Here is a 25,038-nt window from a genome sequence, read left to right on the forward strand (position 1 = left end):
GCCGACCGGATGCTGCAATTCGCCAGCAGCTCGTTCGATGCCTCGGTCTGGGAGATGTTCACAATCTGGCTGGGTGGCGGCACACTGCATTTGATCTCGCGGGATGTGATCAACCATCTGCATGAATTCGCTCGCTATATGAACGAGCAGGAGATTACGATCGCGTTGCTGCCGCCAACGTATCTGGCGAATCTGGAGCCGAAGAGCCTGCCGAAGCTGAGAAAGCTGGTGACTGGCGGCTCGGCGATCACGAAGGAGCTGGTAACGCGCTGGAAGGACCACGTGGAATACATGAATGCCTATGGCCCGAGTGAATCGACGGTCATAGCCACGACGTGGACCTATCAGGTAGCGGATATGGAGCTCTCTACGGTGCCGATTGGCAAGCCGATAGCCAACACCCGCATCTATGTGCTGGACCCCCAACAGCAGCTGTTACCACTCGGAGCAGCAGGTGAGCTGTGCATCGCGGGAGACGGTCTGGCGCGAGGATATCTGAATCGACCGGAGCTGACAGCGGAGAAATTCGTGGACCATCCGTATGAGTCCGGGCAGAAGCTGTATCGAACCGGAGATCTGGTGCGCTGGCTGCCAGGAGGAACGCTGGAGTTCCTGGGCCGCATCGACGATCAGGTGAAGATTCGCGGCTTCCGGATCGAGCTGGGCGAGATTGAGCAGCAATTGCAGAAGCATCTTTTGGTGCGGGAGGCGGCTGTAGTGGCCCTTGCGGATCAGCAAGGAGAGAAGTATCTGGCGGCGTATATTACAGCGGAGGCTGAGCTGGAGCCAGAGGAGCTGCGCCAGCAGCTGCTGGCGGAACTGCCAGACTACATGGTGCCGTCGGCCTGGACGCAGCTGGAGCAGATGCCCTTATCACCGAGCGGCAAGATTGACCGCAAGGCGCTGCCTGAGCCGCTTCAGCGGACGAATACAGGAACGGTAGCCTACGTGGCACCTCGCACCGTAATTGAACAAATCCTAGTGAAGGTGTGGGAGCAGGTCCTGAAGGTGGAGCGAGTCGGCATCCGAGACCACTTCCTTAACCTTGGCGGGGATTCCATTAAGGCGATTCAGATTGTATCCAAACTCCATGACTACAAATTGCAGCTGCAGCTCAAGGATCTGTTTGACCATCCGCTCATTGAGGAGTTAAGTGCCTGTGTCCAATCGGAGGTGCGGAGGGCGTTCCAGGGCGCGGTGAACGGAAGGATCGTAACGACTCCTATCCAGAGCTGGTTCTTTGAGCAGCCGTTTGCCGCCAGGCATCATTTCAATCAGTCGGTTCTGCTGCGTCGGGCCGAGGGCTTTGATGAGGCGCTGCTAAGACGTGTATTCGACAGGCTGGTAGCACATCATGATGTACTGCGCTTGGTAGTGCGAGAGCATGAAGGACAAGTAGTTCTGTTCAACAGGGACATGGAGGGTCAGTTCTATTCATTGGAAGTGAAGGATTTTACAGCTCTCGACCAGCCTATTGAAGCCGTCAAGGAAGCTTCCGCCGAGCTGCAGCAAGGTATGGATATTCAGCAGGGGCCATTGGTGCAGGCAGGTCTGTTCCGAACGACAGTCGGGGACTATCTCTGTATAAGCATTCATCATCTTGTCGTAGATGGCGTATCCTGGCGTATTCTGTTCGAGGACATGGCAATGGGGTATCGACAGGCGGAAGAAGGGCAGCCTATCACGTTTCGAGAGAAGACAGATTCCTTCCTAATGTGGTCTGAGCGGCTTCAGACCTATGCTGACAGCGAGGAGCTGAAGCAGGAGCTGGCTTATTGGCGGGAGTTGGACCAGCTGGAGATCAAGCCTGTTCCGAAGGACTACCCTGTGCAAGAACGAACCATGGCCGGTATCAGACAGGTAGAGATCATGCTGGATGAGCTGGAGACCACCCGACTGCTGAAAGAAGTGAACAAGGCCTACAATACAGAAATTAATGATGTCCTATTGACCGCGCTAGGTGAGGCTGTTCACGAATGGACAGGAGAAGAGCAAGTGCTTGTGAATCTGGAGGGGCATGGTCGCGAGCAGATTGTCAGGGATATCAATATCAGCAGAACAGTAGGCTGGTTCACGGCTCAGTTTCCTGTCGTGCTGGACATGGCGGGGGCCGGGGAGTTGTCCTCCCGGATCAAGAGCATCAAGGAAGGGCTACGACGTATTCCACATAAAGGAATAGGCTACGGTATTTTGAAGTATATGTCCAATAACAAAGAACAACTGAGTCCTATCTCCCGGCTGCATCCAGAGATCAGCTTCAACTATCTCGGGCAATTTGACGAGGACACAGATATTGGCGTCTTTACCATTGCAGACGTACTCACGGATGGGACGGTGTCACCAGACATGCCTAGACCTTACTGTCTGGATATTAACGGCAGCGTAAGAGAAGGCAGACTGTGTCTGAGCTTCGCTTATCATAAGGACGAATACGATAGTGCCACGATGAAGCGAGTAGCGGAGAGCTTCAGACGCCATTTGCAGCACATCATTGAGCATTGCGCGACGCGGGAATACACGGAGCTGACGACAAGCGATGTAAGCTCCAGCGATATCACTTCATCAGAGATTGAGGAGGTCTATCGCAGGTTCGCGGGTGAAAAGGCCAAGATTACAGACATGTACACGCTGAGTCCGATGCAATCCGGCATGCTGTTTCATTTTCTGAAGGAAAAGGACTCCCCTGCTTATTTTGAGCAAGCTGTGCTGCATCTGGAGGGAGAGCTCGATAAAGAATTGCTGGAGCAGTCCTTCCGTCACTTGATCCAGCGGCATGATATTTTGCGTACAGCCTTTATCTATGAAAGGGTGGAAAAACCCATTCAGGTCGTACTTCAGGAACGACCAATGGACCTGTTCTATCAATATATCTCTTTCTTGTCGGAGAAGGAGCAAGAGAACTATCTACAGTCATATCTGGAGGAGGACAAGGCAAGAGGCTTTGATCTTACTCGGGACCCGCTGATCAGAGTTGCCTTAATCCGCATGAGCACAGACAGCTATCGTCTGGTCTGGAGCTTTCACCATATCATTATGGATGGCTGGTGTCTTGGGATAGTCTTCAAAGAACTATTGGAGGTATACCAATCGCTGCAGCAAGGGAAAGAACCTCAATTAGGACCTGCATATCCCTATGGCCAATATATCCGCTGGCTGGAACAACGGGAAGACCGTGAGACGGCCTCCTATTGGGAGTGTTACTTGGCCGATTACGAGAACCCGGCGCTACTGCCTCGCAACCAGAATGGCATAGTCCATGCGAGGTATCAGCAGGATGAGTATGATGTTGTAATTGCTGGGGAGACGAAAATGAGCCTGGAGAGCATCGCTAGGGACAATGGTGCCACACTGAGTACATTAATGCAGGCAGTCTGGGGTGTGCTGCTGCAACGGTATAACAATACGAGAGATGTCGTATTCGGATCCGTCGTATCAGGAAGACCTGCGGAGATTCAGGGCGTGGAGCGGATGGTAGGTTTGTTCATCAACACGATCCCTGTCAGGGTCCAGGCAGAACAGGATGAGACCTTTTCAGCCTTGGTAGGAAAATTACAGCGTGAGGCACTGGAGGCAGAGCAGCATCACTATTCTCCACTCGCGGAAATCCAGTCACGGACAGCTCAAGGAAGTGAATTGGTGCACACGCTGATGGCTTTCGAGAACTATCCAATGGAGGATGTTGTTAAGGGACGTAGTGGAACTGATGCTGATGTGCGCATTCTGGCCGCGCAGGTGTCCGAGCAGACGAACTATGATTTTAATTTCATAGTGATGCCTGGAAGCGAGTTGCAGATCAAGTTCCGCTACAATCGATTGGCTTACAACAGAGGCTTTGTGGAACGGCTAGCATCACAGGTACGGAAGGTGATCCGTGAGATTATCCAAGCCCCGGGCATACGGATTGATGCCATTGAGGTCGTAGCGGAGGACGAGAGGAATGTCCAGCTTCAGGACTTCAATCAGACCGCCGCGGACTATCCGCGAGAGCAGACCATACAGCAGCGGTTCGAGGAACAGGCTGCGAGCAGGGCAGACCATCCGGCCCTCGTGTGGGATGGACAGCTGCTGACCTATCAGGAGCTGAATGCACGGGCGAACCGTCTGGCTCGTACGCTGAGGGGACGAGGCGTGCAGCCAGATGATATCGTGGCGATCATGATGGAGCGCTCACCAGAGATGGTCATCGCCGTCCTGGCGACACTCAAGGCCGGCGGAGCCTATCTGCCGGTCGACCCGAACTATCCCGAGGAGCGGATTCAGTACATGCTGGAGGATAGCGGAGCCTCGTTGCTGCTGACCCAACAGCAGCTGCGTGACAAGGCGGGGGCTTATGCAGCGGACAGGATCATCGAAATAGGCGCAGAGTACGTTCAGGTAGCCGCACCGGAGGATAGCATCAATCTGGAGCAGGTGAACAGCCCGAATGATCTGGCCTACATCATCTACACCTCAGGCTCGACGGGACGGCCTAAAGGGGTCATGGTGGAGCATCGAGGCGTGCTCAATCTCCAGCAGTACTTCGCGGACCATTGGGGCGTGAGCGGAGCCGACCGGATGCTGCAATTCGCCAGCAGCTCGTTCGATGCCTCGGTCTGGGAGATGTTCACGATCTGGCTGGGCGGCGGCACGCTGCATTTGATCTCGCGGGATGTGATCAACCATCTGCATGAATTCGTTCGCTATATGAACGAGCAGGAGATTACCATCGCGTTGCTGCCGCCAACGTATCTGGCGAATCTGGAGCCGAAGAGCCTGCCAAAGCTGAGGAAGCTGGTGACCGGCGGCTCGGCCATCACGAAGGAGCTGGTGACGCGCTGGAAGGACCACGTGGAATACATGAATGCCTATGGCCCGAGTGAATCGACGGTCATAGCCACGACATGGACCTATCAGGCAGCGGATATGGAACTCTCTACGGTGCCTATTGGCAAGCCAATAGCCAACACCCGCATCTATGTGCTGGACCCCCAACAGCAGCTATTGCCGCTCGGGGCAGCAGGTGAGCTGTGCATCGCGGGAGACGGTCTGGCGCGGGGATATCTGAATCGACCGGAGCTGACAGCGGAGAAATTCGTGGACCATCCGTATGAGGCCGGGCAGAAGCTGTATCGGACCGGGGATCTGGTGCGCTGGCTGCCGGGAGGGACGCTGGAGTTCCTTGGCCGCATCGACGATCAGGTGAAGATTCACGGCTTCCGGATCGAGCTGGGCGAGATTGAGCAGCAATTGCAGAAGCATCCTTTGGTGCGGGAGGCGGCTGTAGTGGCCCTTGCGGATCAGCAAGGAGAGAAGTATCTGGCGGCATATATTACAGCGGAGGCTGAGCTGGAGCCAGAGGAGCTACGACAGCAGCTGCTGGCGGAACTACCAGACTACATGGTACCGTCGGCCTGGACGCAGCTGGAGCAGATGCCTTTATCACCGAGCGGCAAGATTGAGCGTAAGGCATTACCTGAGCCTGCATTAGGACAGGCTAGCACACTCGTCCCACCAAGAAATGACGTGGATGCGACCATCCTGAAGGTGTGGAGGGACATTTTGCGTGTGGAAATGATCGGCATTGATGATCAATTCTTCAGACTTGGCGGCAATTCCATCAAGGCGATCCAGGTGGTCTCAAGGCTTGCTCTTGATTTTGAAGTAGGCATTAACGATATCTTCGAGCATCCGACCGTTCGGACCTTGGCGGATCATATTAAATATTCCAAGGATCGGTTGAAGGGATTCGTACAAGCTCTTCAACAAGCTTCTGCTACCCGGCAGACTGGAGCTACTATTCTTGATGGCGGTATCCGCAGAAGCCTGAGAGAGTACCGGATGAGAAATCGAAATTATGACCATATCAATCTTGCCGAGCGGTCAGATTATCATGATATTCTGCTGGCTGGCGCGACAGGGTACCTAGGCATCCATATTCTCTATCAATTGCTGCAGAAGACAGATTACACAATTCACGTTCCTGTGCGCGGAGCCAATGATGCCGAGGCGCTGGAACGGCTGCAGGCGAAGCTGAGGTTTCATTTTGGGAGCGAGCTTGGCTGGCAGCGTGGCTGGGAGGGTCGACTGATTGTGTTCCGTGGGGACCTGACCGAGGAGGCCTTCGGACTGAGCGAGGAACGTTATGAGCGCTTGGCGAACACGGTGGATGCTGTCATGAATACAGCGGCGAACGTGAAGCATTTCGGGCATTATGAGGAGTTCGTAGCCGTCAATGTGGAAGGGAACCGCAGGCTGATTGATTTTGCTAATGCCGGAAAGAAGAAGGATTACAATTTCGTCTCCACGACAAGCGTGGGAAGCGGATGGATAGAGGATCAGAGTAGCATTCTGTACACGGAGTACGATGGTCATGTCGGGCAGAGCTTGGATAACTATTATGTCATGACGAAGCTGGAGGCTGAGCAAGAGATCGTCGAAGCCCGGAAGACAGGATTGACGTCGAATGTATTCAGAGTAGGTAACCTGGTATTTGATTCACATTCAGGGGTGTTCCAGGAGAATATCTCGGACAATGCCTTTTATTCTCTTATCAAGTCACTAGTTACGCTTGGCAAGGTGCCGGATATGCAGCAGAAGACGATGAATTTCTCCTTTGTAGATGAGGTAGCCGAAGCCATCGTGCTTCTATTTGACCGGAAACATCTGAGAAATGAGACTTATCATCTGTACAATAGCCATCAGATCAGCATGAAGGACTTTGCCGATCTGCTAGACCAAGCGGAGATACATGTCGAGGCAATGCCTATGAATGAATTCACTGAATATATGCTTGCACAATACAATCAACCAGATACACAGCAGGAGATTGCCCGGATTTTGGTCCACTCGAATGTCTTTTTTGAGGGGGCAAGCAAGACGCTCTTCCTGTTGAGGAACAGCAAAAGTGACCAGCTTTTGCGCAAGCTTGGATTTGAATGGTCCCGAGTGGATGATCACAAGGTAAGACTGATGATGGAGCATATTCGTAAGGTCGGATTTATGTAAGCATTTTTCATGTTTATGTAAGACAAGGATAAGAAAGGGGGAGACCCGTATGGATGCAATCAAATTGGCAAGCACGTACTTTTTCGGGACAGAAGACTATCTGTCAGCGAACAGCATGATTGCAACGATCACTTTCAAGAGCAAAATATCACCCGCCACAATGTATTCCAGCTATCGCTTGCTGATCCTGAACAACCCCCTGCTGCAGGCCAAGAAAGTGGAGTTACCCGCCGAGGACAGCTTCGTATGGGAGCCATTTACAGAAGACGAGCTGGACCGACTGCTGGCGCTGGAGCAAACAAAGCAGGCCACGTACCGGACAGAAGCAGAGATTCTCGCAGACTATGCTCCGACTAATGATCGTCTTCCATTTCGCATTGATCCGATCAACGAATTTACGATGATCTTTGCGATGAATCATGCAGTGGCCAATGGTCTTAGCCTCGTATTCTGGATTCAGCGGTGGCTGGAGTTGTATTCCGGTGCACGAGAGGTACAGTCAAATGTCACCAGCCCAGAGCAGTCCTTACCCATCAGACGAACGATCAATCTTGGCAAGAAGGTGGCTGCTTACTCCTGGATGCCAGTATTTATTGCGGGCTTCTTATTCAAGGCTATGGGGCGAGGAGGAGGAGCGAGCGGTACCGTTGATCTGAGCGGAGGGAGAAAACCGGAGACAGGTGGCACCCATGCCAAGAGATCGTATTGCTTTAGCCAGGAGGAGACGGCAGCGATCTTGCGGCATAGCCGGGATCGGGACATGACGTTAACAGAGTACGTCTGTTACCGGATGACTGAGGGACTGCTGCAGCATGCACCGAAGCAGCAACGTGTATTTGTATCCATGCCGATGGATCTGCAGCATCTGCTCCACTATTCGCCGGAGACGATGCATGGGAATTATGTAGCCAGTCTTCCGATGCAATTTTTTCGATCAGGAGATGTGGCCAAGCAGGTGAAGCGGGAATTCAGATGGTTCAAAAGGGGAGTACCCTACGCGCTCTCAATTTTCTTTGCATCGTTCTCCAATTCATATCGGAAGTATAAAGAGCAGTGCCTGCAATTGTCTATGAAATCAATGCCTGAGCGGTTTCCAGCGTGGAATTTTTCCATTACCCTGTCCAATCTGGGGAGAATCACGCATCCGCTGCTGGAGGAATGGATAGATACCATCTATTTCTCGATCAAAAACCAGTCGGTGCTACTCACCACTGCTACCTTATCAGGGCGGCTAATGATGGAGGTCAGCGTCTTGGAGAAGCTTTACGATTCAGAGGAGGTATTCGGCCTGTTCGATCGAATTCTGTCTCCAGATCATCTGCTGAGTCAGGCAGAGTCCGTCTCTTGATGTCCTGTTCTTACAATTCATATGTGCATAGATTCAGGCGCCCCGAGGGGCGCCTCATTTGTTATTGTCCAGCTTGTTATGTTCAGTTTGTTATTGTCCGGAGTCATTCTGACAGGTGCCCTACCAAAAGATCGAATTCTAAATACGTCAATAAATACATTTTTTTGACAGAAAACGGCTATCCTCGCTATAATCATACATGTGAATCTTTTACATAAATTCAATGAGTGTAACCGATTGTTGATACAATAAGGCTACTACAAGAGTGATTATACAATCTTACTGATATATGAACTAATGCAGGGTGTGATCATTAGAGCATTGGCCCAAGATCTGAATAAGAAAGTTGAGGCTGTCCATGTCCATAATCAAGCCATTAGACCCTCCATTGTTGCTGATGAAGGATATTATTCGAGAAGGTGCTCCAGCATTGCATAGACGTGCTGTAGCGGTGTCGTCACCTCCGGGCGAAGAAGACAGACAATACATGCAGCTTATGATGGAATACCTGAAGAACAGCCAAGACCCTAGCGTAGCCTCGCGATACGAGCTGCGAGCGGGTGTAGGTATGTCTGCCAATCAGATCGGCTTAAATAAGCGCATGTGCGTAATCTGCATTCAGAAGCCTGAGCTTCAAGTGGAGTACGAGCTGTATAATCCTGTTCTGATCAGTCATTCCGATACAATGATATTCTTGGCGGCTGGTGAGGGCTGCTTGTCGGTTGATCGATATGTTCCGGGCTTCGTGCCGCGCTATGAGTGGGTAAAGGTTCAGGCCGCGGATGCATGGGGCACGGTAAATGAGTACACATTCCACGATTACACTAGTATTGTTGTGCAGCATGAGCTGGACCACCTGGACGGTGTCCTGTTCTATGATCACATCTCTATACCGAATCCATTCCAATTGCCTGATCATGTGAGCGTCCGGCCTATTATTATGTAAGCGCTTGATAGGAGGGGAGGGCTTGTATGGTTTTGTCAGCCAGACTACTTCGTTTTATTAACAATGTTCGTCTTCGCAACAAGCTCTTATTCTCTTACGTATTCGTGGTCATGCTACCCGTGCTACTGGTAGGGGGGACCGTCATTTATCATTTGCGTGAGCAAGCCCTGGAATCGGCGATCGCCCAGACCGTCAACAATGTCAACAAGCTCAAGAATCAGACAGATAATTTACTTAGAGTGCCGCTGGATATCTCGAACCGACTGATGTTCGATAAGGTTTTCGCCGGTATAGTGAACAAGCGGTACAGCGGAATGCTGGAGCTTACAACTGCCTATAATGATTTTCATGAATTCCAGACCTATCGAGATCAGTATCGGGAGATTGAGAATATCCGTTTCTACTCCTTTAATCCAACGCTCGTCAACAATATGGAGTTCATCCCCGTTCAGTCAAGCCAAATGCATGAATCATGGTTTCAGTCTGCAATGCAGGGTACGAGTGTGCATTGGCTCTATGTGCGCGATTCTGTTAACAATCCCATATCCGGACTAAGCCTTGTCCGCCAGATCCCATTTCCTGAATATCGGAGCAGGGGAGTGCTTGTGGTCGGAATCAACCGGAATGAGCTGAATAATATGTTAAGCATAGAACCCTTCAATACGATGATTCTTGACCAACAGGGAATTATCGTAGCCTCCTCCAAAGATCCAGCCATGGTCGGAACCAAGGTGAGTCGACATACGGTTGGCGCTGAGCTGCCTGACCTAAAAAAAGGCATATACAAGGCAGAGCTGCAGGGACAATCCTCCCATATTATTGTGGATGAGCTGATTCCACGTGGTAGCAAGAATGGTCTTACCTTTATCTCCATATTCTCGAATGAGAGCATCGTCCGCGAGGCGAATCGTGTCATTCTGCTAGGTACGATCTGTGTTGTGACAGTTCTATTGGCGGGCTTGCTGCTGGTTATGCTGATTTCCTTTCTCATTACAAGACGTTTGCATCTGCTGAGCAGCGAACTGCATGATGTAGCTGGGGGCAATCTGACGGTAGTATCCCGTGTCGAGGGGAAGGATGAGATTGGTGATTTGTCACGGAAGTTCAACACAATGGTAGCTAGCATCCAGCAACTGATGGTGGAGGTCTATGAGACCAGCGAGCAGAATGCCCGCCTGGAAGTGGCACAGAGGGATATCAAGCTGAAGATGCTGGCTAGTCAGATTAATCCGCACTTTCTATTTAATACGCTCGAATCCCTACGCATGAAGGCACATATGAAAGGTGAGAAGGAGATTGCCCATGTCATCAAGCTGCTTGGTACTCTCATGCGACGCAAGCTTGAGATTGGTAGCGGCTATACGACGATTCAAGAGGAGCTGGACATGGTCCGCTCCTATCTGGATATTCAGCGCTTCCGATACGGTGACAGGCTACGGCCTGAGGTGTTGTGCGAACCCGGAATCGAGAGCGTTCGAATTCCTCCACTGCTCATCCAGCCCTTGGTGGAGAATGCCGTAATCCATGGTCTAGAGAACATAGAGGATGCCGTCACTGTTCAGGTATCTGTCTCACTGGAGCAGAACAACAGGCTTGTGCGGGTCGAGGTAAAGGATAACGGTAGCGGTATGTCAGATGAGCGGCTGCGACAGCTGGAGCACGATCTGCAGCGCTTGGAGGAGGACAATAGTGGCATCGGCATGCGAAATGTACATCATCGACTGCGGCTGATGTACGGTGAAGCTTACGGGTTGCATGTACAGGCCAGGGAAGGGGAAGGCACAATAGTCCAATTCTTAATACCAGTGGAGGAGGATGAATGATGTATAGGGTGCTGATTGTAGATGATGAGCCTGCCATTCGGGAAGGATTGACGACCCTGATTGATTGGGAAGCCTGTGGCTTTCAGGTGGCAGACACGGCGGGTAATGGTCGGGAAGCGCTGGAGAAACTGGAGAAGTTTGCGCCGAGGCTTGTTATCATGGACATTCGAATGCCTGGTATGAGTGGATTGGAGGTCATTCGCACAATCAGGGATCAGTACTCATCAGACACATCGTCTCATCATATGTCCCCTCACGTGTTGTTGTTGACTGGCTATGCCGACTTCGAGTACGCGCGTCAGGCGATTGCCTATGGCGTGGATGGCTATCTGCTTAAGCCTGTGGATGAGGAGGAGATGACCAGCGAACTGAAGCGAATCCACAAGCTCATCACCTCCGAGCAGCAGCAACAGCATACATGGCATCACAAAGGGCAAGAGCAGCAGAGTGCAACTCTCGAAAGAATTATGGAACCCCTACTGCTTGGCACATGGGAGATCGTGAAGGAGCATCTGCAAGAGCCTATGCAGACAATCCATATTCCGTCAGGACTGAGGGATTGGTCGGCCTATCAGGTGCTTCTGCTTGGATGGACTTCAGCATCAGCAGATAGCCATCTGCCGTTAACGGCCCTGAAGCAGAGACTTGATGAAGCATTTGCGCAGGAAGGGGATACGGTATCGTTCATATTGGCGGGTGGGCTAGGCTTGCTGTTGCAGCAGCCCCTGACAGGGAGACATCAAGCTGCCTGGATGCAGGAAAAGCTGGAACGAGTATTCAAGCCGCTGGCGTTGTCCCCTTATGCTGCTGCAGGTCCTGTCGTGGCCGAGATGCAACATATACACCAATCGTACCTGCATGCCTTGCGCCTGCTTGAGGTTCGCTTTGCACTTGGTGGCAACCGGGTTCTGCTGTCTAGCGATGCGCCTGAATATGATCTGGAGCTGCAGGGAGATACGACCATCTCTATGGAGCAGCTGCAGCCGTATGGCGAGCGGCTCTATTATGCGGTGGAGGTAGCCAATAAAGAGGCAGTAAAGGGCATACTGAATGAATTAAGGGAGGAGCTCATACGCTGCTCCCTATCTGAACAGGTGCTCAAGGACGCCTGTGCTCAATCCTTTACCCTGGTGTTAAATAAGCTGTTCACAGGGCGACATGAACGGTTATTTCGTGATTATTCCGGCTTGATCACGGAAGTCTATGCCCGAAAGACGCTCCAGTCCCTACTGGACCATGCTTATGAGCAGCTAAGTGAGATCGCCGATAGGCTGCATGATGATACCCGTGAGGGAGCCATGAAGCGGATGACTGACTTCATTCAGGCTCATTACCATGAGAATCTGAAGCTGGAGCTGCTCGCAGAGACGTTCAGTTACAATAGCGGCTATCTGGGCAAGCTGTTCAAGAGTCACACAGGCGAGTCGTTCAACGTCTATCTGGACAAGGTTCGAATTGAGCAGGCCAAGCGGCTGTTGCTGGAGGGGAAAAAGGTACATCAGGTAGCGGTCGAGATTGGCTATGCGAATGCGGACTATTTTCATGCCAAATTCAAAAAGTACGTTGGCTGCTCTCCATCAAGCTATCGGGCTAATGCGATGAAATAAAACATATAGATTATATTTACAATATAACGGGCTGGAGGGTTTACCACTTGGCAAATACATGATATTATATTTCTGCAAATATAGAAATAATAGCGAGGAGATACTTATGAACGAACCGGCGGACATGCAGCAAGCTGTGAAAATATATAAAGCGCTTGGCGAGCCCACTCGGCTCAAAATTGCGTTACTCCTGACAGAAGAAAGCGATCAGTGCTGCTCAGTGCTTGGTGACAAGCTGAAGACGGTTGCTATTTCCACATTGTCTCATCATCTGAAGCAGATGGCTGATTGCGGCTTGCTTACCTTTCGCAAAGAAGGAACATTTATATACTACAGTCTAGATAGAGAAACAGCCGCGAAATATGCTCCATACCTGTTAAATTAATTTTTTTCGTCATTATTTCGATATTTGCAGAAATATAATAATAATGAATATGTAAACTATTGAAGGAGTGAATGGGACTTGGTAAGCCATAGTAAGTGGAAGGTATACGTTTTGGCGTTAGTTAGCTTTTTGGTGGGGACCTCCGAATATATAATTTCTGGTATTCTGGATCAGATTGCACAGACTCTGGGCGTTACGGTGGCTGCTGCGGGACAACTAATTACTGTGTTCTCGCTGACTTACGCGATTGGGACTCCTATTCTCATGGCAGTCACAGCTAAGCTGGATCGGCGTAAACTACTTTTGTATTCGCTAGGCCTATTCGTTATCGCTAATCTTCTTTCTTTTGTTTTACCCGGCTTTGGAATGTTCATAGTGTCTCGCATTGTGATGGCGCTAGGTGCAGGGATAGTCGTCGTGACTGCGCTAAGCATCGCTGCCAGTATCGCGGCTCCCGGCCAACAGGCCAGTTCCATCGCTACCGTGACTATGGGCTTTACCGCTTCTCTTATTGTCGGTATACCAATCGGTAGGGAGATATCACAATTGTTCGGATGGAAAGCAGTATTTCTTGGTATTGCTGTTAGTGGAATAATAGCTCTGATCGTACTTGCTTTAACAATTCCCCGTATGAAAGGAGATGAGCCAGTTCCTCTTGGCAGGCAGATTGGATTACTCGTCAGACCTGACGTTGCTCTGGGGCTTGGAATTACATTCTTTTGGCTGGGAGGCTACTCATTAGCCTATACTTATATCTCGCCTTATTTGCTGGAGGTGTCCCAACTAAATGAGTCGTTGCTAAGCGTGGCCTTGCTTGTATTCGGGATCGCCAGTCTTGTCGGTTCCAAAGCGGGTGGTTTTTTGACGGATAGACGGGGAGTGACGTTTACATTAATCGGGGGCATGATGCTGCACATCATTTCGCTCCTGCTGCTCGCTATGGCTCATTCCATAATCAGCCTGTTCGCCTTTCTAATTCTGTGGTCGTTCGCAGCCTGGTCATCAGGGCCTACCCAGCAGTATAATCTCGCTTCACTTGCTCCTGAATCCTCTGGTGTGATGCTCAGTCTTAATCAATCCACGATGCAACTGTCAATGGCTGTTGGCGCTGGACTCGGGGGCATCATTATCGAGCAAATATCTCTGGCTTCGGTGATCTGGTTCGCTGCACTAGGTGTTGCGATCGCTGCCGTCGGAGTATTGATTCTGAGTCGTGTAGGCTCAAGCAAATCCCTTGCAGGCTCATCCAAATAGCTCGAAGTTAATATGACATATAGCTGTCAGGTATAGTGCATTACAATGCATAGGGGTGATGAAATGGCTGAACCATTAAGAGATATGTACAATCCAGTAGTGCTGGAGCAATTAGCAACGCACCTGAAGCAGGTATATGCTCCTTTCCAGACGACAAGTTTCCTGAACCGAATATTTGATGATAGTTGGGAGTCACTTGCACTTAAAGAGCGCATTCGCCATATAACTCGGGCATTGGGAGAGCATTTGCCTGCTGATTATAGCGAGGCAGTCCAGCTCCTCATAAGTCTGGGGAATGATCGACAAAAGGGACTGTTCGTGCTGTTTCCTGATTTTGTAGAGGTGTACGGCCAGCAGGAGGAAGACTGGGAGCTGTCGATGCAGGCTTTAGAGCACTTTACCAAGGGCTCCTCGTCCGAATTTGCAGTGCGGCCTTTCCTGCTTCAGCATCCAGAGCGAATGATGGAGCAGATGCAGCGCTGGGCATGCAGTGATAACGAGCATGTCCGAAGACTGGCTAGCGAAGGCTGTCGTCCCAGATTGCCATGGGGACAAGTGCTGCCGATGTTCCGTGAGGACCCGTTGCCTGTACTTCGGCTGCTGGAGCTGTTGAAGAAAGATCCTTCTCTGTATGTGAGAAAAAGCGTGGCGAACAATCTGAATGACATTTCCAAGGATCATCCTCAGCTTGTGCTAGAGCTGGCCAATCGGTGGCGCGGGCAGCATGCGGGCACCGACTGGATTGTTCGGCACGGTTGTAGAGGGCTGTTGCGCACAGAGCGCGCAGAAGCCTATGCCTTGTTCGAATATGCGGATCTAAGCCAGTCTCCGTCACGGCTTCAGCATGCACGGATTGATTCTGAGCCAGCCCGCGTAACTATGGGTGAATCCTCGGTGCTCAGCTGGCAGTTGACGATCACGGAGCCGATGACAGAGCGGGTTCGAATCGAATATGCTATTGATTTTGTGAAGGCAAGTGGAAAGTCCTCCCGCAAGAAGTTCCTGTTGGTAGACCATATATTCTCACAAGCGGAGACCTTCCATCGGACGCGTACGCATCGCTGGGCTGATCTCACGACCCGCAAGCATTATCCGGGTATACACAAAATTTCGCTGCTAGCAAACGGAGTAACTCTGGCAGAGACAGAAGTGTTATTAGAACCATTAGAATATTATGATCGTTTAATGTAATAGAATCATATGGTATGAATAGAGTAATAGAATGTAATTCGCATCATAGGATAGTTACCTCATAAATTAACATCATAAACTAACATCATAAAATAGTAGTATCATAGAGAGTAGCATTGTACGGTAGCAGCATCATAATAAGGTAGGGCATTCTGGGCCAACTGTTGTATGCAGTTGGTCTTTTTTGCGTTGCTCATGCAGCAGGGAGCAATGCATCGTGGCAATCACTAATTTTGACCTGAAATTACCGCCAATCCCTTGGGTATGATGCCAAACTCTCCCAAAGTATGATTAAAGAAACAGCATACCTGGGAGGGATTGAAATGGAAACGCTACCAAAAAAGTCTTCTGGACGTTCGGATGCATCTCTCCTTCTGAATGCCCGCAAGACGGGGTTCTGGAAGACGGCACGCAAGCAGAAGTATCTTTACTTTATGTCCATTCCATTTGTGATCTGGGTGTTTGTATTCAGCTATTTACCGCTCTGGGGCTGGACGATGGCTTTTCAGAATTACAAGCCCGCCAGATCGTTTTTTCAGCAGGAATGGGTGGGCTTCAAGCATTTTGTAGAGCTGTTTCAGGATGAACGCTTTTATCTGGTACTACGCAATACCCTTGCGATGAGCTCTATGGGGATTATATTCGGCTTTACGATTCCGATTCTGTTTGCAGTGTTGCTGAATGAGCTGCGAGGCATGATTTTCAAGCGTTTTTTGCAAACGGTTTCATACCTTCCACATTTCGTATCCTGGGTTGTAGTTGCGGGGATTGTGACCAAGATGCTATCCATTGACGGCGGGGTCGTAAATGATCTGCTTCTCGCCTTGCATATTGTGGATGAGCCTGTGACGTTCATGGCCAAGGGCAGCTGGTTCTGGTACATCGTGACGGGAGCGGATCTATGGAAGGAGACAGGCTGGAATACGATTATCTATCTGGCAGCTATAGCTGGTATTGATCAGGAGCAATATGAGGCGGCCCGTGTGGATGGGGCCAGTCGTATTCGGCAAATCTGGCATATTACCCTGCCCGGCATCCGTACGACGATAGCGGTGCTCTTCATTATGTCCATTGGACATCTGATCAGCATAGGCTTTGAGAAGCAGTTCCTCCTCGGCAACAGTCTGGTCACCGATTATTCCGAGGTCCTGGACCTGTATGCGTTGAATTACGGTCTGAACATGGGACGGTTCTCTTACGGAACGGCGATTGGAATCTTCAACTCGCTCGTCAGCATTACGCTGCTGTTCGTTGCCAATGGTCTGTTCAAGAAATATACCAAAGAAAGCATTATGTAGGAGGTAAATGTGATGACGAACCGTGCTTTCAACGCCACTCGTTCCGAGAAACTCTTTGATATTCTGAACACGGCATTCATGTTTCTGGTAGTCGTCGTAACGCTGTACCCCTTTCTGAACGTGCTCGCCATCTCGTTGAATGATTCTACAGATACCGTACGTGGAGGAATCTATATCTGGCCGCGTGAGTTCACACTCCAGAATTACTCCACGATCTTCCAGTATGAGGGTCTGCTGCAAGGCCTTTATATATCGGTGTTGAGAACGATATCCGGTACGCTGCTCGGGCTATTCAGCTCGTCCATGCTGGCCTATACATTGAGCCGGATTGACTTTCAGGGCAGAAGGTTTATCTCCGTCTTCCTCGCCTTAACGATGTATTTCACAGGCGGTCTGATCCCGGTATATATTCTGATGCGTGATCTGGGGCTGATCGGCACCTTTTGGGTGTACATTTTCCCCGGAATGGTCAGTGCCTTTAACGTATTTGTCATTCGTTCCTTCATTGATGGCCTGCCCTATGCCCTGCAGGAATCAGCCAAGCTGGACGGAGCAAATGATTTCACCATATACTGGCGGATCATTCTGCCGCTTTGCAAGCCTGTGCTGGCTACGATCGCATTGTTCCTTGCTGTTGGTCAATGGAATGCGTGGTTCGATACGTACCTCTATAACGGGGGCAAGGCACATTTGACCACGCTGCAATACGAGCTGATGAAGGTGCTGCAGAGCACACAGCAAGGGGGGGCAGGCATGAACAATGTCAACGATATGGCGCGGCAAATGACGCAGATCTCGCCCGAATCCATCAAGATGTCCATTACCATCATTGTGACTGTCCCAATCCTGCTCGTGTACCCGTTCCTTCAAAAGTATTTCGTCGGAGGTATGACACTCGGAGCTGTGAAGTCTTGAGGTACTAGTGAGGTTCTGATTGAGGTACGAATGAAGTATGAGGTACAAGTGAAATCCATAGGAATGAACCTAATTATGCGGCATGAATGGATACAACTAATATGACTAGAGATAAAGTCAACGATAGAGACTGGGAGGAGACTATATATGATCACCAAAACCTGGAAGTGGCTCGGAGCTGTATTCATAACCACAACTCTTCTTGCTGGCTGTGCAGGTGGATCTTCTGCACCGACTGGCGATACAGGCACTGAACCTATAACGCTCACATTCTTCGGAGCCGACTCAAGCCCCCAATGGAACAATATGAAGGATGAGGTCGGGCAAGAGATTATCAAAAAAACGGGGGTTACGCTCAATGCCGAGTTTGCGGTCAGCGGCGGAGGGAAGGACCGACTGTCTCTCATGGCTGCCAGTGGAGAGTACCCCGATCTGATCTCGGCGAAGACAGAGGTTAGCAAGCTTGTAGACGCAGGAGCGATGCTGGATCTGACTGATCTGATCGAGGAGCATGCCCCGAATCTGAAGAAAATGTTCGGCCCGCATATGAATCGCTTGAAATACAGTCTGGAGGATCCGTCTATCTATGTAATTCCCAGCTACAGTCAGGTGGACCAGACGACCTTCGATGCGACGAGCGGATTCGAAATACAGCACAAGGTCCTGAAGGAGCTGGGCTATCCTGAGGTCAAGACGGTGAAGGACTTCGAGAATGTCTTGCGTACCTACTATGAGAAGCACCCGACGACGAACGGTGGACCAACCATTCCACTGACCCTCGATGCGGATGATTGGAGAATTATGATCACCGTCACCAATGCGGCGTTCCTGACGACTGGTGCACCGGATGATGGAGAGTATTTCATTGACCCGAATACGTATGAGGCCAAGCTGCACTACAAACGCCCGGAGGCACGGGAATATTTTCGCTGGCTGAACCATATGTCCGCCGAAGGTCTACTGGATAAGGAGTCCTTTGTACAGAAGAGCGACCAATACAAGTCCAAGATCGCCAGCGGACGAGTGCTCGGTCTTATTGACGCCGAGTGGGGTTATCAGGATGCAGAGGATGCGCTGAAGGCGGCCGGGATGGAGGATTCCTCCTATGCCCATTTCCCTGTCACGTTAACGGAGGAGTATAAGGATCATTCATTTCAGGATGCAGGATTTCTGTCCGGGTATGGTGTAGGCATCACGACCTCCTGCCCAGATCCTGTGCGTGCGATCAAATTCCTGGATTTCCTGGCATCGGATGAAGGTCAGGTGCTAACGAACTGGGGGATTGAAGGCAAGCATTATGTAGTCGAGGATGGCAAGCGTGTCATTCCTGAGAATGTGCTGAACGAGAAGGTGAACAATGCGATCAATTTCAAAAGAACCACCGGCATTGAGCTTTATTCTCTCATGAGTGGTCGTTATGGCGATGGAGTGAAGGATGCTACTGGCAACTACTACACGACCCGATTCCCCGAGCAGATCGTAGAATCGTATTCCGAGCCTGAGAAAGAGACGCTGGCTGCTTATGGAGCTACAACGTGGAAGGATCTGTATCCTAGTAAGGAAGAGTTCCCGGTAAAGCCATGGGGCGCAGCCTATAACATGACTATGGAGAATGACTCCAGCTATGCAGTCGCCTTTGAGAAGACACAGGATATTATTCGCAAAAGAATACCTGAAGCCATCCTGACTTCGCCAGATAACTTTGACGCGGTCTATGACACCATGCTCAAGGAAGTGGATGCAGCAGGAGCCATAGAGATGGAACAGGAGTATTCCAAGATGGTTCAGGACCGGGTGAAGCTGTGGAACGGCGAATCCTGATTCCCATAATGATGACCTGATTCCAAATGATGAGCCGATTAGCATATGATGACCTAATTAACATAATAATATTCTGTTGTAGACAATGACAAATTCAGATGAACCTAATAGAAGACAGGCAGGAGGATTGGGGACTGGAGCGTAGCTTCAGTCCTGCTTGTCATGTTTAGGAGGATGTCCAGAAGGTTTAAATAACAATTATAAGCGAACTGCAAGCAAGACTTGTATCAGCAGGCTACAAGCAAGTATGCATGATCAGACCCGCAAGTTGGGATACTTAGTGTAGGCTCATGGGATAGCTTCAAGGAATAACCTTAGGACACTCTGCAGAGTGTAGAGGAGGGAGCAAGTTGGAGACCAAGCAGAAGCAAATGAAGGGGACGGAATCATTCATGTCCATTCTGGCATGGGTGGCTGGTATTATCGGTATTATTCTAATCGTCGTAAATGTGGGCTTCTTCAGTGATCGTAACCTGGGGCTGATGATTGGCATCGGGTGCGTCGTTGGTGGCATATTCATTTACATGATCGGCAAGTCGCTCGGCACGGCTCGTATGAAGGAAGAGCAGGAAGAGGGAAAACGATAAATGGATATCACAAGGAAATCTCCGGTCGTAATTCCGACTCAGCCGGAGATTTTTTTGGTTGGAAATGCATGCGCTTTCACTTTAAAAATCATAGTGACTTTCTTTCATAAGACAAGCTCGTTTGGCAAGAGGAAATTATTTTTTTGCGAACTATTTCACAAAAACAAGAATAAATATCGACAAATTTGTTAACAACGCAAAAATCGGAGTGATTTTCTGCTATCTTATATAAGGACAGAATATTAGGGTAGTTCGAAAAGTTTGAGCACTTTTTAAAGAGAGGGGAACATCATGAACAAAAAACCAAAAGCTATTATTGCATTGGTTTTGACCGTGCTCACGGTTGCGCTGATCATTTGGACGTGCTTCTTTGCCGGCGGCAGCTATTGGGTGTTTGATCCAAAGGGCCCCATCGGGCAAGCGCAGAAAGAGCTTATTATCATTACGACGGCTCTCGCAGCAGCGATCATTCTGCCAGTCATGATCATGACATTCGTGATTATATGGCGTTATCGCGAGAGACCTGACAGCAAGGCCAAATATAAGCCGCACTGGGATGACAGCTTCAAGCTGGAGACCGTGTGGTGGGGGATTCCGATCGTGATCATTCTGATCATCTCCATCATTACAGCTAGATACACGTATGCATTGGAGCCTTCCAAGCCGCTTGCTTCCACGGAGAAGCCAGTAGTCATCCAAGTGACTTCACTGGACTGGAAATGGCTGTTCATGTATCCGGAGGAAGGGATCGCTACCGTGAACACCTTGACGATTCCTGAGGGTGTGCCTGTGCGCTTCGAGTTGACCTCGGATGCTCCGATGAACTCCTTCTGGATTCCACAGCTGGGTGGTCAGATTTATACGATGTCAGGGATGGCTATGGTACTGCATCTGCAGGCGGATGAGCCAGGGACGTATTATGGCTCGGGTGCGAACTTTAGTGGAGAGCACTTTGCACAGATGAAGTTCGATGTGAATGCCGTATCCCGAGAGGATTACAATCAATGGGTTGCGAAGGTGAAGCAGGATACGAATCCGTTGACAGAGGAAGGCTACGAGGCGCTTGCTAAGCCTGGCGTATCCAATGTGACGACGTACTCCGAGTTCCCTGAAGGCCTGTTCTTCCGAATCGTTACCAAGTATGTAGTTGAAGGCTCCCATAACCCTCATGCAGGCCACGGAGCTAACAGCATGGGCGATATGGATATGTCGCAATACCGCACTGCACCGGATGCCAATGCTGAGCATGGCGAGAGCAGTGAATCACATTCTGGACATTAATTGACGATGGGAAAGGAGGCCCCCAATGTTAGAGAACCTTAAAGAGTTCGCACAGTTCTTCTTCGTTACTGGCGATCCGCTGATCTACGGAGCGATGGTTACCATCGCACTGGCGTCGATCGGGATTGTAGGAGGACTGACGTACTTTAAAAAATGGGGCTGGCTCTGGAAAAACTGGTTAACGACTGTTGACCATAAAAAAGTGGGGATTATGTACATCCTCGCAAGTATTCTGATGCTGTTCCGTGGTGGTGTGGATGCGCTCATGATGCGTGCCCAGATCGCACTGCCAGGTATAGATTTCCTGCATCCTGAGCATTACAACCAAGTATTTACGACACACGGCACGATCATGATCCTGTTCATGGCGATGCCACTCATGTTCGGTCTCTTCAATATCGCCGTGCCATTGCAGATCGGCGCGCGCGACGTTGCATACCCATTCCTGAACGCACTGAGCTTCTGGTTGTTCTTCATGGGTGCAATGCTGTTCAACCTGTCCTTCGTCATCGGCGGTTCGCCAGATGCAGGCTGGCTGAGCTATCCGCCACTATCGGAGCTTTCACATAGTCCTGGTGTCGGACAGAACTTCTACATCTGGGGGATACAGATCTCAGGTATCGGTTCCCTGGCAACAGGTATTAACTTCATCGTAACGATCATCAAGATGCGTGCTCCAGGCATGACCTGGATGAAGATGCCGATGTTCACATGGTCGGTATTCGCGTCCTGTATCATCATCATTTTTGCATTCCCGATTCTGACGGTAACTCTGGCGATGCTGTTCATCGACCGCTTCGCTGGCGGACACTTCTTCACGCTCGATATGGGCGGGAACCCGATGATGTATATCAACCTGATCTGGATGTGGGGACACCCTGAGGTGTACATCGTAGTTCTGCCTGCATTCGGTATCTATTCTGATGTCATCGCGGCCTTCTCCAAGAAGCGTCTGTTCGGTTACAAATCCATGGTATTCGCGATGCTGATCATCAGCGTACTGTCCTTCTTCACATGGGCTCACCACTTCTTCACGATGGGCTCGGGGGCGGACGTCAATGCCTTCTTCGCGATAAGTACAATGGCGATAGCAATCCCGACAGGGGTTAAAGTATTCAACTGGCTGTTCACGATGTACCGTGGTAAGCTGACCTTCCCGACGCCGATGATGTGGGCGATTGCGTTCATTCCGAACTTCCTCATCGCGGGTCTGACAGGGGTTATGCTGGCCGTTGCACCGGCAGACTTCCAGTTCCATAACAGCTACTTCCTGATTGCTCACTTCCACTCTGCCCTCATCGGTGGTGTGGTGTTCGGTTACTTCGCTGGTCTCTACTACTGGTGGCCGAAGATGTTCGGCTTCTCCCTGCCGGAGACGCTGGGTAAATGGGCATTCTGGTTCTGGAACATTGGCTTCTATGTCTGCTTCCTGCCACAATACTCGCTCGGTCTGATGGGTATGACGCGCCGGATCAGCACCTATGGCTGGGATACAGGCTGGGCTCCGCTCAACTTCGTATCGACAATCGGTGCCTTCCTGATGGGTATTGCCTTCCTGTTCCAGGTTGCACAGATTGCTGTAGGTATTCTGAATTATCGCAAGCTGAAGGATACAACTGGAGATCCATGGGATGCTCGTACGCTTGAGTGGTCCATTCCTTCTCCGGCTCCTGAATATAACTTCGCCACACTGCCACAGGTCACTGACCGTGATGACTGGTGGGAAGAGAAAGAACGTCGTAAGCAAGGCATCTTCAAGAAAGAACAACCGATCGAACCGATTCACATGCCGAAGAACTCTGCAATTCCATTCATCATGTCGGTGTTCTGGTTCATTGCTGGCTTTGGCTTCGTATTCAGCTGGTGGTTCTTCTACATTCCGGGCCTGATCGGCGTAGCAGCTTGTATGATTGCACGTTCGTTCTACTCCTACGACAACGATTATTATATCCCTGTCGATGAGGTAAAACGTACGGAAGCGGCTATAAGGGGGTCAGTGTAATGGCACAAGCAGCAGCTCATAACCATCATGGCCATGATCATGGGCATCATGATCCTCAGGAGATGAAGATGCTTGGCTTTTGGATATTCCTGGTGACGGACGTTATCCTGTTCAGTACGATCTTTGCTACCTTTATTGTGTTGCAGAATAATACGGCTGGTGGTCCGGGACCTGAGCTATTCAATATGACAGGTATCATTATCTCGACCTTCGTGCTCTTGACGAGTAGCTTCACAAGCGGGCTTGCTGTTCTGGAAATGAACAAGGGCAAGCTCAAGCCAATGCTGTTCTGGCTGGCAGTTACATTGCTGCTAGGTCTGACGTTCCTGGGGCTTGAAATTCATGAGTTCCGTGAACTGGTACATGAAGGAGCAGCGATCTCAACGAGTGCCTACTGGACGGCGTTCTATACGCTGGTAGGTACGCATGGTCTTCACGTTACCGTAGGGGCATTCTGGCTCTTTGGGCTGATGCTTCAACTGAAGAAGCGCGGCATCACAGCGGATACCAAAGGCAAGGTCAACACACTCAGCCTTTACTGGCACTTTTTGGATGCCGTCTGGATCTTCGTATTATCCGTTGTTTATCTGATGGGGGTGATGTAAGATGGCGCAGCATCATTCAGATTCCCATGAGCATGAGAGTCATGGTTCAGTGAAGTCGTATGTAGTCGGCTTCATCCTCTCCATTGTGCTGACGATTATTCCACTCGTTATCGTCATGAACGATATGGTGGATCGTCTTGGCACCTTGATCGTGATCTTCGTAACTGCCGTGCTGCAGTTTATTGTACAGCTGTACTTCTTCATGCATATCCGTGATGGCCAAGGACCTCGTTGGAATGTGATGACTCTGATACTTGGAGTGACTATTCTGCTGACGATCGTAGGCGGCTCTATCTGGATCATGGGGAACAACACAGTTGCTCACTGATTCATAACCGGGGATGATTTCCCTTGCATAACAGCTTCAATCGGGTGCTCCGTGACTGTACTGGTCCGGGGCACTTTTTTTGTGATTGATTGCCTGTAGCTGTGGCTCATCTCTTCAGGTAAGGGACAAAAAACTGTCCTCCAGGCTTCAGTTCGGTGTATCATAGTTAATATATGAAAGGCTGAGACAAGGAGCTGATATGTGCTATGGGGATGTTCTCTAGATTAGCGGAGCAGAAGATTGCCGAGGCTATGGCAAAGGGAGAATTTGATCATTTACCAGGAGCAGGCAAGCCTCTTGTCATGGAGGATTTATCCCATGTCCCGGAGGACCTGCGCATGTCGTATAAGCTTTTGAAAAATGCTGGCATCCTTCCGGAGGAGCTGCAGCTTCGTCAGGAATGCATCAAGCTGCACGACTTGCTGCATGCTTGCCGTGAAGCAGGGGAGAAGGAGCGGATTAGCCGCAGACTGACGGAGAAATCACTTCGACTCAGGATGCTCCTGGAAGAGAGAGGGCTTGGCAATTCGCCTGTATTCTATGAATATGAATCAGCTGTGCGTAAGCGCCTAGAGGAATAGAGACGCTGGACTGAGCAAACTGAATGCAGTAGCTAAGACAGAAGTCAGTTTGGCAAAATCGTCGGCAATTGGTATGATAACG

At 50.2% G+C, this 25,038-nt stretch carries 17 protein-coding genes; all 17 read left to right on the forward strand.

Annotated elements, in window-relative coordinates; genetic code table 11:
• Positions 1–6,984 (forward strand): non-ribosomal peptide synthetase (locus K331_RS0110405; protein ID WP_211237334.1); only part of this gene is annotated, 6,984 nt, incomplete at its 5' end.
• 49 nt (positions 6,985–7,033) lie between these two features.
• Positions 7,034–8,332, forward strand: a complete 1,299-nt coding sequence (locus K331_RS0110410; RefSeq protein ID WP_028590267.1) for a hypothetical protein — start codon at positions 7,034–7,036, stop codon at positions 8,330–8,332.
• A gap of 358 nt (positions 8,333–8,690) precedes the next feature.
• Positions 8,691–9,278 (forward strand): peptide deformylase, encoded by a 588-nt coding sequence (def, locus tag K331_RS0110415; protein WP_028590268.1) that lies wholly within the window; start codon positions 8,691–8,693, stop codon positions 9,276–9,278.
• Between the two features lie 26 nt (positions 9,279–9,304).
• Positions 9,305–11,101 carry a cache domain-containing sensor histidine kinase gene (locus tag K331_RS0110420; protein ID WP_028590269.1) on the forward strand — a complete coding sequence of 599 codons (1,797 nt, stop codon included), beginning with the start codon at positions 9,305–9,307 and terminating at the stop codon, positions 11,099–11,101.
• Positions 11,098–12,708 carry a response regulator transcription factor gene (locus tag K331_RS0110425; RefSeq protein WP_226383577.1) on the forward strand — a complete coding sequence of 537 codons (1,611 nt, stop codon included), beginning with the start codon at positions 11,098–11,100 and terminating at the stop codon, positions 12,706–12,708. The genes K331_RS0110420 and K331_RS0110425 overlap by 4 nt, the downstream gene beginning before the upstream one ends.
• A gap of 106 nt (positions 12,709–12,814) precedes the next feature.
• A complete protein-coding gene (locus K331_RS0110430; protein WP_028590271.1) occupies positions 12,815–13,093 on the forward strand; it encodes an ArsR/SmtB family transcription factor in 279 nt (92 codons plus the stop codon).
• Between the two features lie 78 nt (positions 13,094–13,171).
• Positions 13,172–14,347: an MFS transporter gene (locus tag K331_RS0110435; RefSeq protein ID WP_028590272.1), complete on the forward strand. Its 1,176-nt coding sequence runs from the start codon at positions 13,172–13,174 to the stop codon at positions 14,345–14,347.
• A gap of 63 nt (positions 14,348–14,410) precedes the next feature.
• A complete protein-coding gene (locus tag K331_RS0110440) occupies positions 14,411–15,538 on the forward strand; it encodes a DNA alkylation repair protein (RefSeq protein ID WP_028590273.1) in 1,128 nt (375 codons plus the stop codon).
• Between the two features lie 323 nt (positions 15,539–15,861).
• Complete coding sequence (locus K331_RS0110445) at positions 15,862–16,836, forward strand: ABC transporter permease (RefSeq protein WP_028590274.1); 975 nt, start codon at positions 15,862–15,864, stop codon at positions 16,834–16,836.
• 12 nt (positions 16,837–16,848) lie between these two features.
• Positions 16,849–17,751, forward strand: a complete 903-nt coding sequence (locus K331_RS0110450) for a carbohydrate ABC transporter permease (RefSeq protein WP_028590275.1) — start codon at positions 16,849–16,851, stop codon at positions 17,749–17,751.
• A 147-nt stretch (positions 17,752–17,898) separates the two neighbouring features.
• Positions 17,899–19,572, forward strand: coding sequence for an ABC transporter substrate-binding protein (locus K331_RS0110455; protein ID WP_028590276.1), 1,674 nt, complete (start codon positions 17,899–17,901; stop codon positions 19,570–19,572).
• Between the two features lie 350 nt (positions 19,573–19,922).
• On the forward strand, positions 19,923–20,159 hold the full coding sequence (locus tag K331_RS0110460) for a hypothetical protein (RefSeq protein ID WP_018887255.1): 237 nt from the start codon (positions 19,923–19,925) through the stop codon (positions 20,157–20,159).
• Between the two features lie 291 nt (positions 20,160–20,450).
• Positions 20,451–21,440, forward strand: coding sequence for a ubiquinol oxidase subunit II (cyoA, locus tag K331_RS0110470; protein WP_018887256.1), 990 nt, complete (start codon positions 20,451–20,453; stop codon positions 21,438–21,440).
• Between the two features lie 25 nt (positions 21,441–21,465).
• On the forward strand, positions 21,466–23,442 hold the full coding sequence (locus K331_RS0110475) for a cbb3-type cytochrome c oxidase subunit I (protein WP_028590278.1): 1,977 nt from the start codon (positions 21,466–21,468) through the stop codon (positions 23,440–23,442).
• Positions 23,442–24,047 carry a cytochrome c oxidase subunit 3 gene (locus tag K331_RS0110480; protein WP_018887258.1) on the forward strand — a complete coding sequence of 202 codons (606 nt, stop codon included), beginning with the start codon at positions 23,442–23,444 and terminating at the stop codon, positions 24,045–24,047. The genes K331_RS0110475 and K331_RS0110480 overlap by 1 nt, the downstream gene beginning before the upstream one ends.
• Position 24,048: 1 nt before the next feature.
• The gene (cyoD, locus tag K331_RS0110485; protein ID WP_028590279.1) at positions 24,049–24,375 is read left to right on the forward strand and encodes a cytochrome o ubiquinol oxidase subunit IV; all 327 of its coding nucleotides are present in this window, start codon (positions 24,049–24,051) and stop codon (positions 24,373–24,375) included.
• A gap of 206 nt (positions 24,376–24,581) precedes the next feature.
• Positions 24,582–24,956 carry a DnaJ family domain-containing protein gene (locus K331_RS0110490; RefSeq protein ID WP_028590280.1) on the forward strand — a complete coding sequence of 125 codons (375 nt, stop codon included), beginning with the start codon at positions 24,582–24,584 and terminating at the stop codon, positions 24,954–24,956.
• The last annotated feature ends 82 nt before the right edge of the window (positions 24,957–25,038 follow it).

It is taken from the genome of Paenibacillus massiliensis subsp. panacisoli DSM 21345 (assembly GCF_000426545.1).
Classification (GTDB): Bacteria; Bacillota; Bacilli; order Paenibacillales; family Paenibacillaceae; genus Paenibacillus; species Paenibacillus panacisoli.

Excerpts from the sequence above, each read along its gene's own strand:
- K331_RS0110410 (WP_028590267.1), top strand. The coding sequence starts at position 7,034 with ATGGATGCAATCAAATTGGCAAGCACGTACTTTTTCGGGACAGAAGAC.
- K331_RS0110420 (WP_028590269.1), top strand. The coding sequence starts at position 9,305 with ATGGTTTTGTCAGCCAGACTACTTCGTTTTATTAACAATGTTCGTCTT.
- K331_RS0110445 (WP_028590274.1), top strand. The coding sequence starts at position 15,862 with ATGGAAACGCTACCAAAAAAGTCTTCTGGACGTTCGGATGCATCTCTC.
- cyoD (WP_028590279.1), top strand. The coding sequence starts at position 24,049 with ATGGCGCAGCATCATTCAGATTCCCATGAGCATGAGAGTCATGGTTCA.
- K331_RS0110450 (WP_028590275.1), top strand. The coding sequence starts at position 16,849 with ATGACGAACCGTGCTTTCAACGCCACTCGTTCCGAGAAACTCTTTGAT.
- K331_RS0110475 (WP_028590278.1), top strand. The coding sequence starts at position 21,466 with ATGTTAGAGAACCTTAAAGAGTTCGCACAGTTCTTCTTCGTTACTGGC.
- K331_RS0110480 (WP_018887258.1), top strand. The coding sequence starts at position 23,442 with ATGGCACAAGCAGCAGCTCATAACCATCATGGCCATGATCATGGGCAT.
- def (WP_028590268.1), top strand. The coding sequence starts at position 8,691 with ATGTCCATAATCAAGCCATTAGACCCTCCATTGTTGCTGATGAAGGAT.
- K331_RS0110455 (WP_028590276.1), top strand. The coding sequence starts at position 17,899 with ATGATCACCAAAACCTGGAAGTGGCTCGGAGCTGTATTCATAACCACA.
- K331_RS0110430 (WP_028590271.1), top strand. The coding sequence starts at position 12,815 with ATGAACGAACCGGCGGACATGCAGCAAGCTGTGAAAATATATAAAGCG.
- K331_RS0110425 (WP_226383577.1), top strand. The coding sequence starts at position 11,098 with ATGATGTATAGGGTGCTGATTGTAGATGATGAGCCTGCCATTCGGGAA.
- cyoA (WP_018887256.1), top strand. The coding sequence starts at position 20,451 with ATGAACAAAAAACCAAAAGCTATTATTGCATTGGTTTTGACCGTGCTC.
- K331_RS0110440 (WP_028590273.1), top strand. The coding sequence starts at position 14,411 with ATGGCTGAACCATTAAGAGATATGTACAATCCAGTAGTGCTGGAGCAA.
- K331_RS0110490 (WP_028590280.1), top strand. The coding sequence starts at position 24,582 with ATGGGGATGTTCTCTAGATTAGCGGAGCAGAAGATTGCCGAGGCTATG.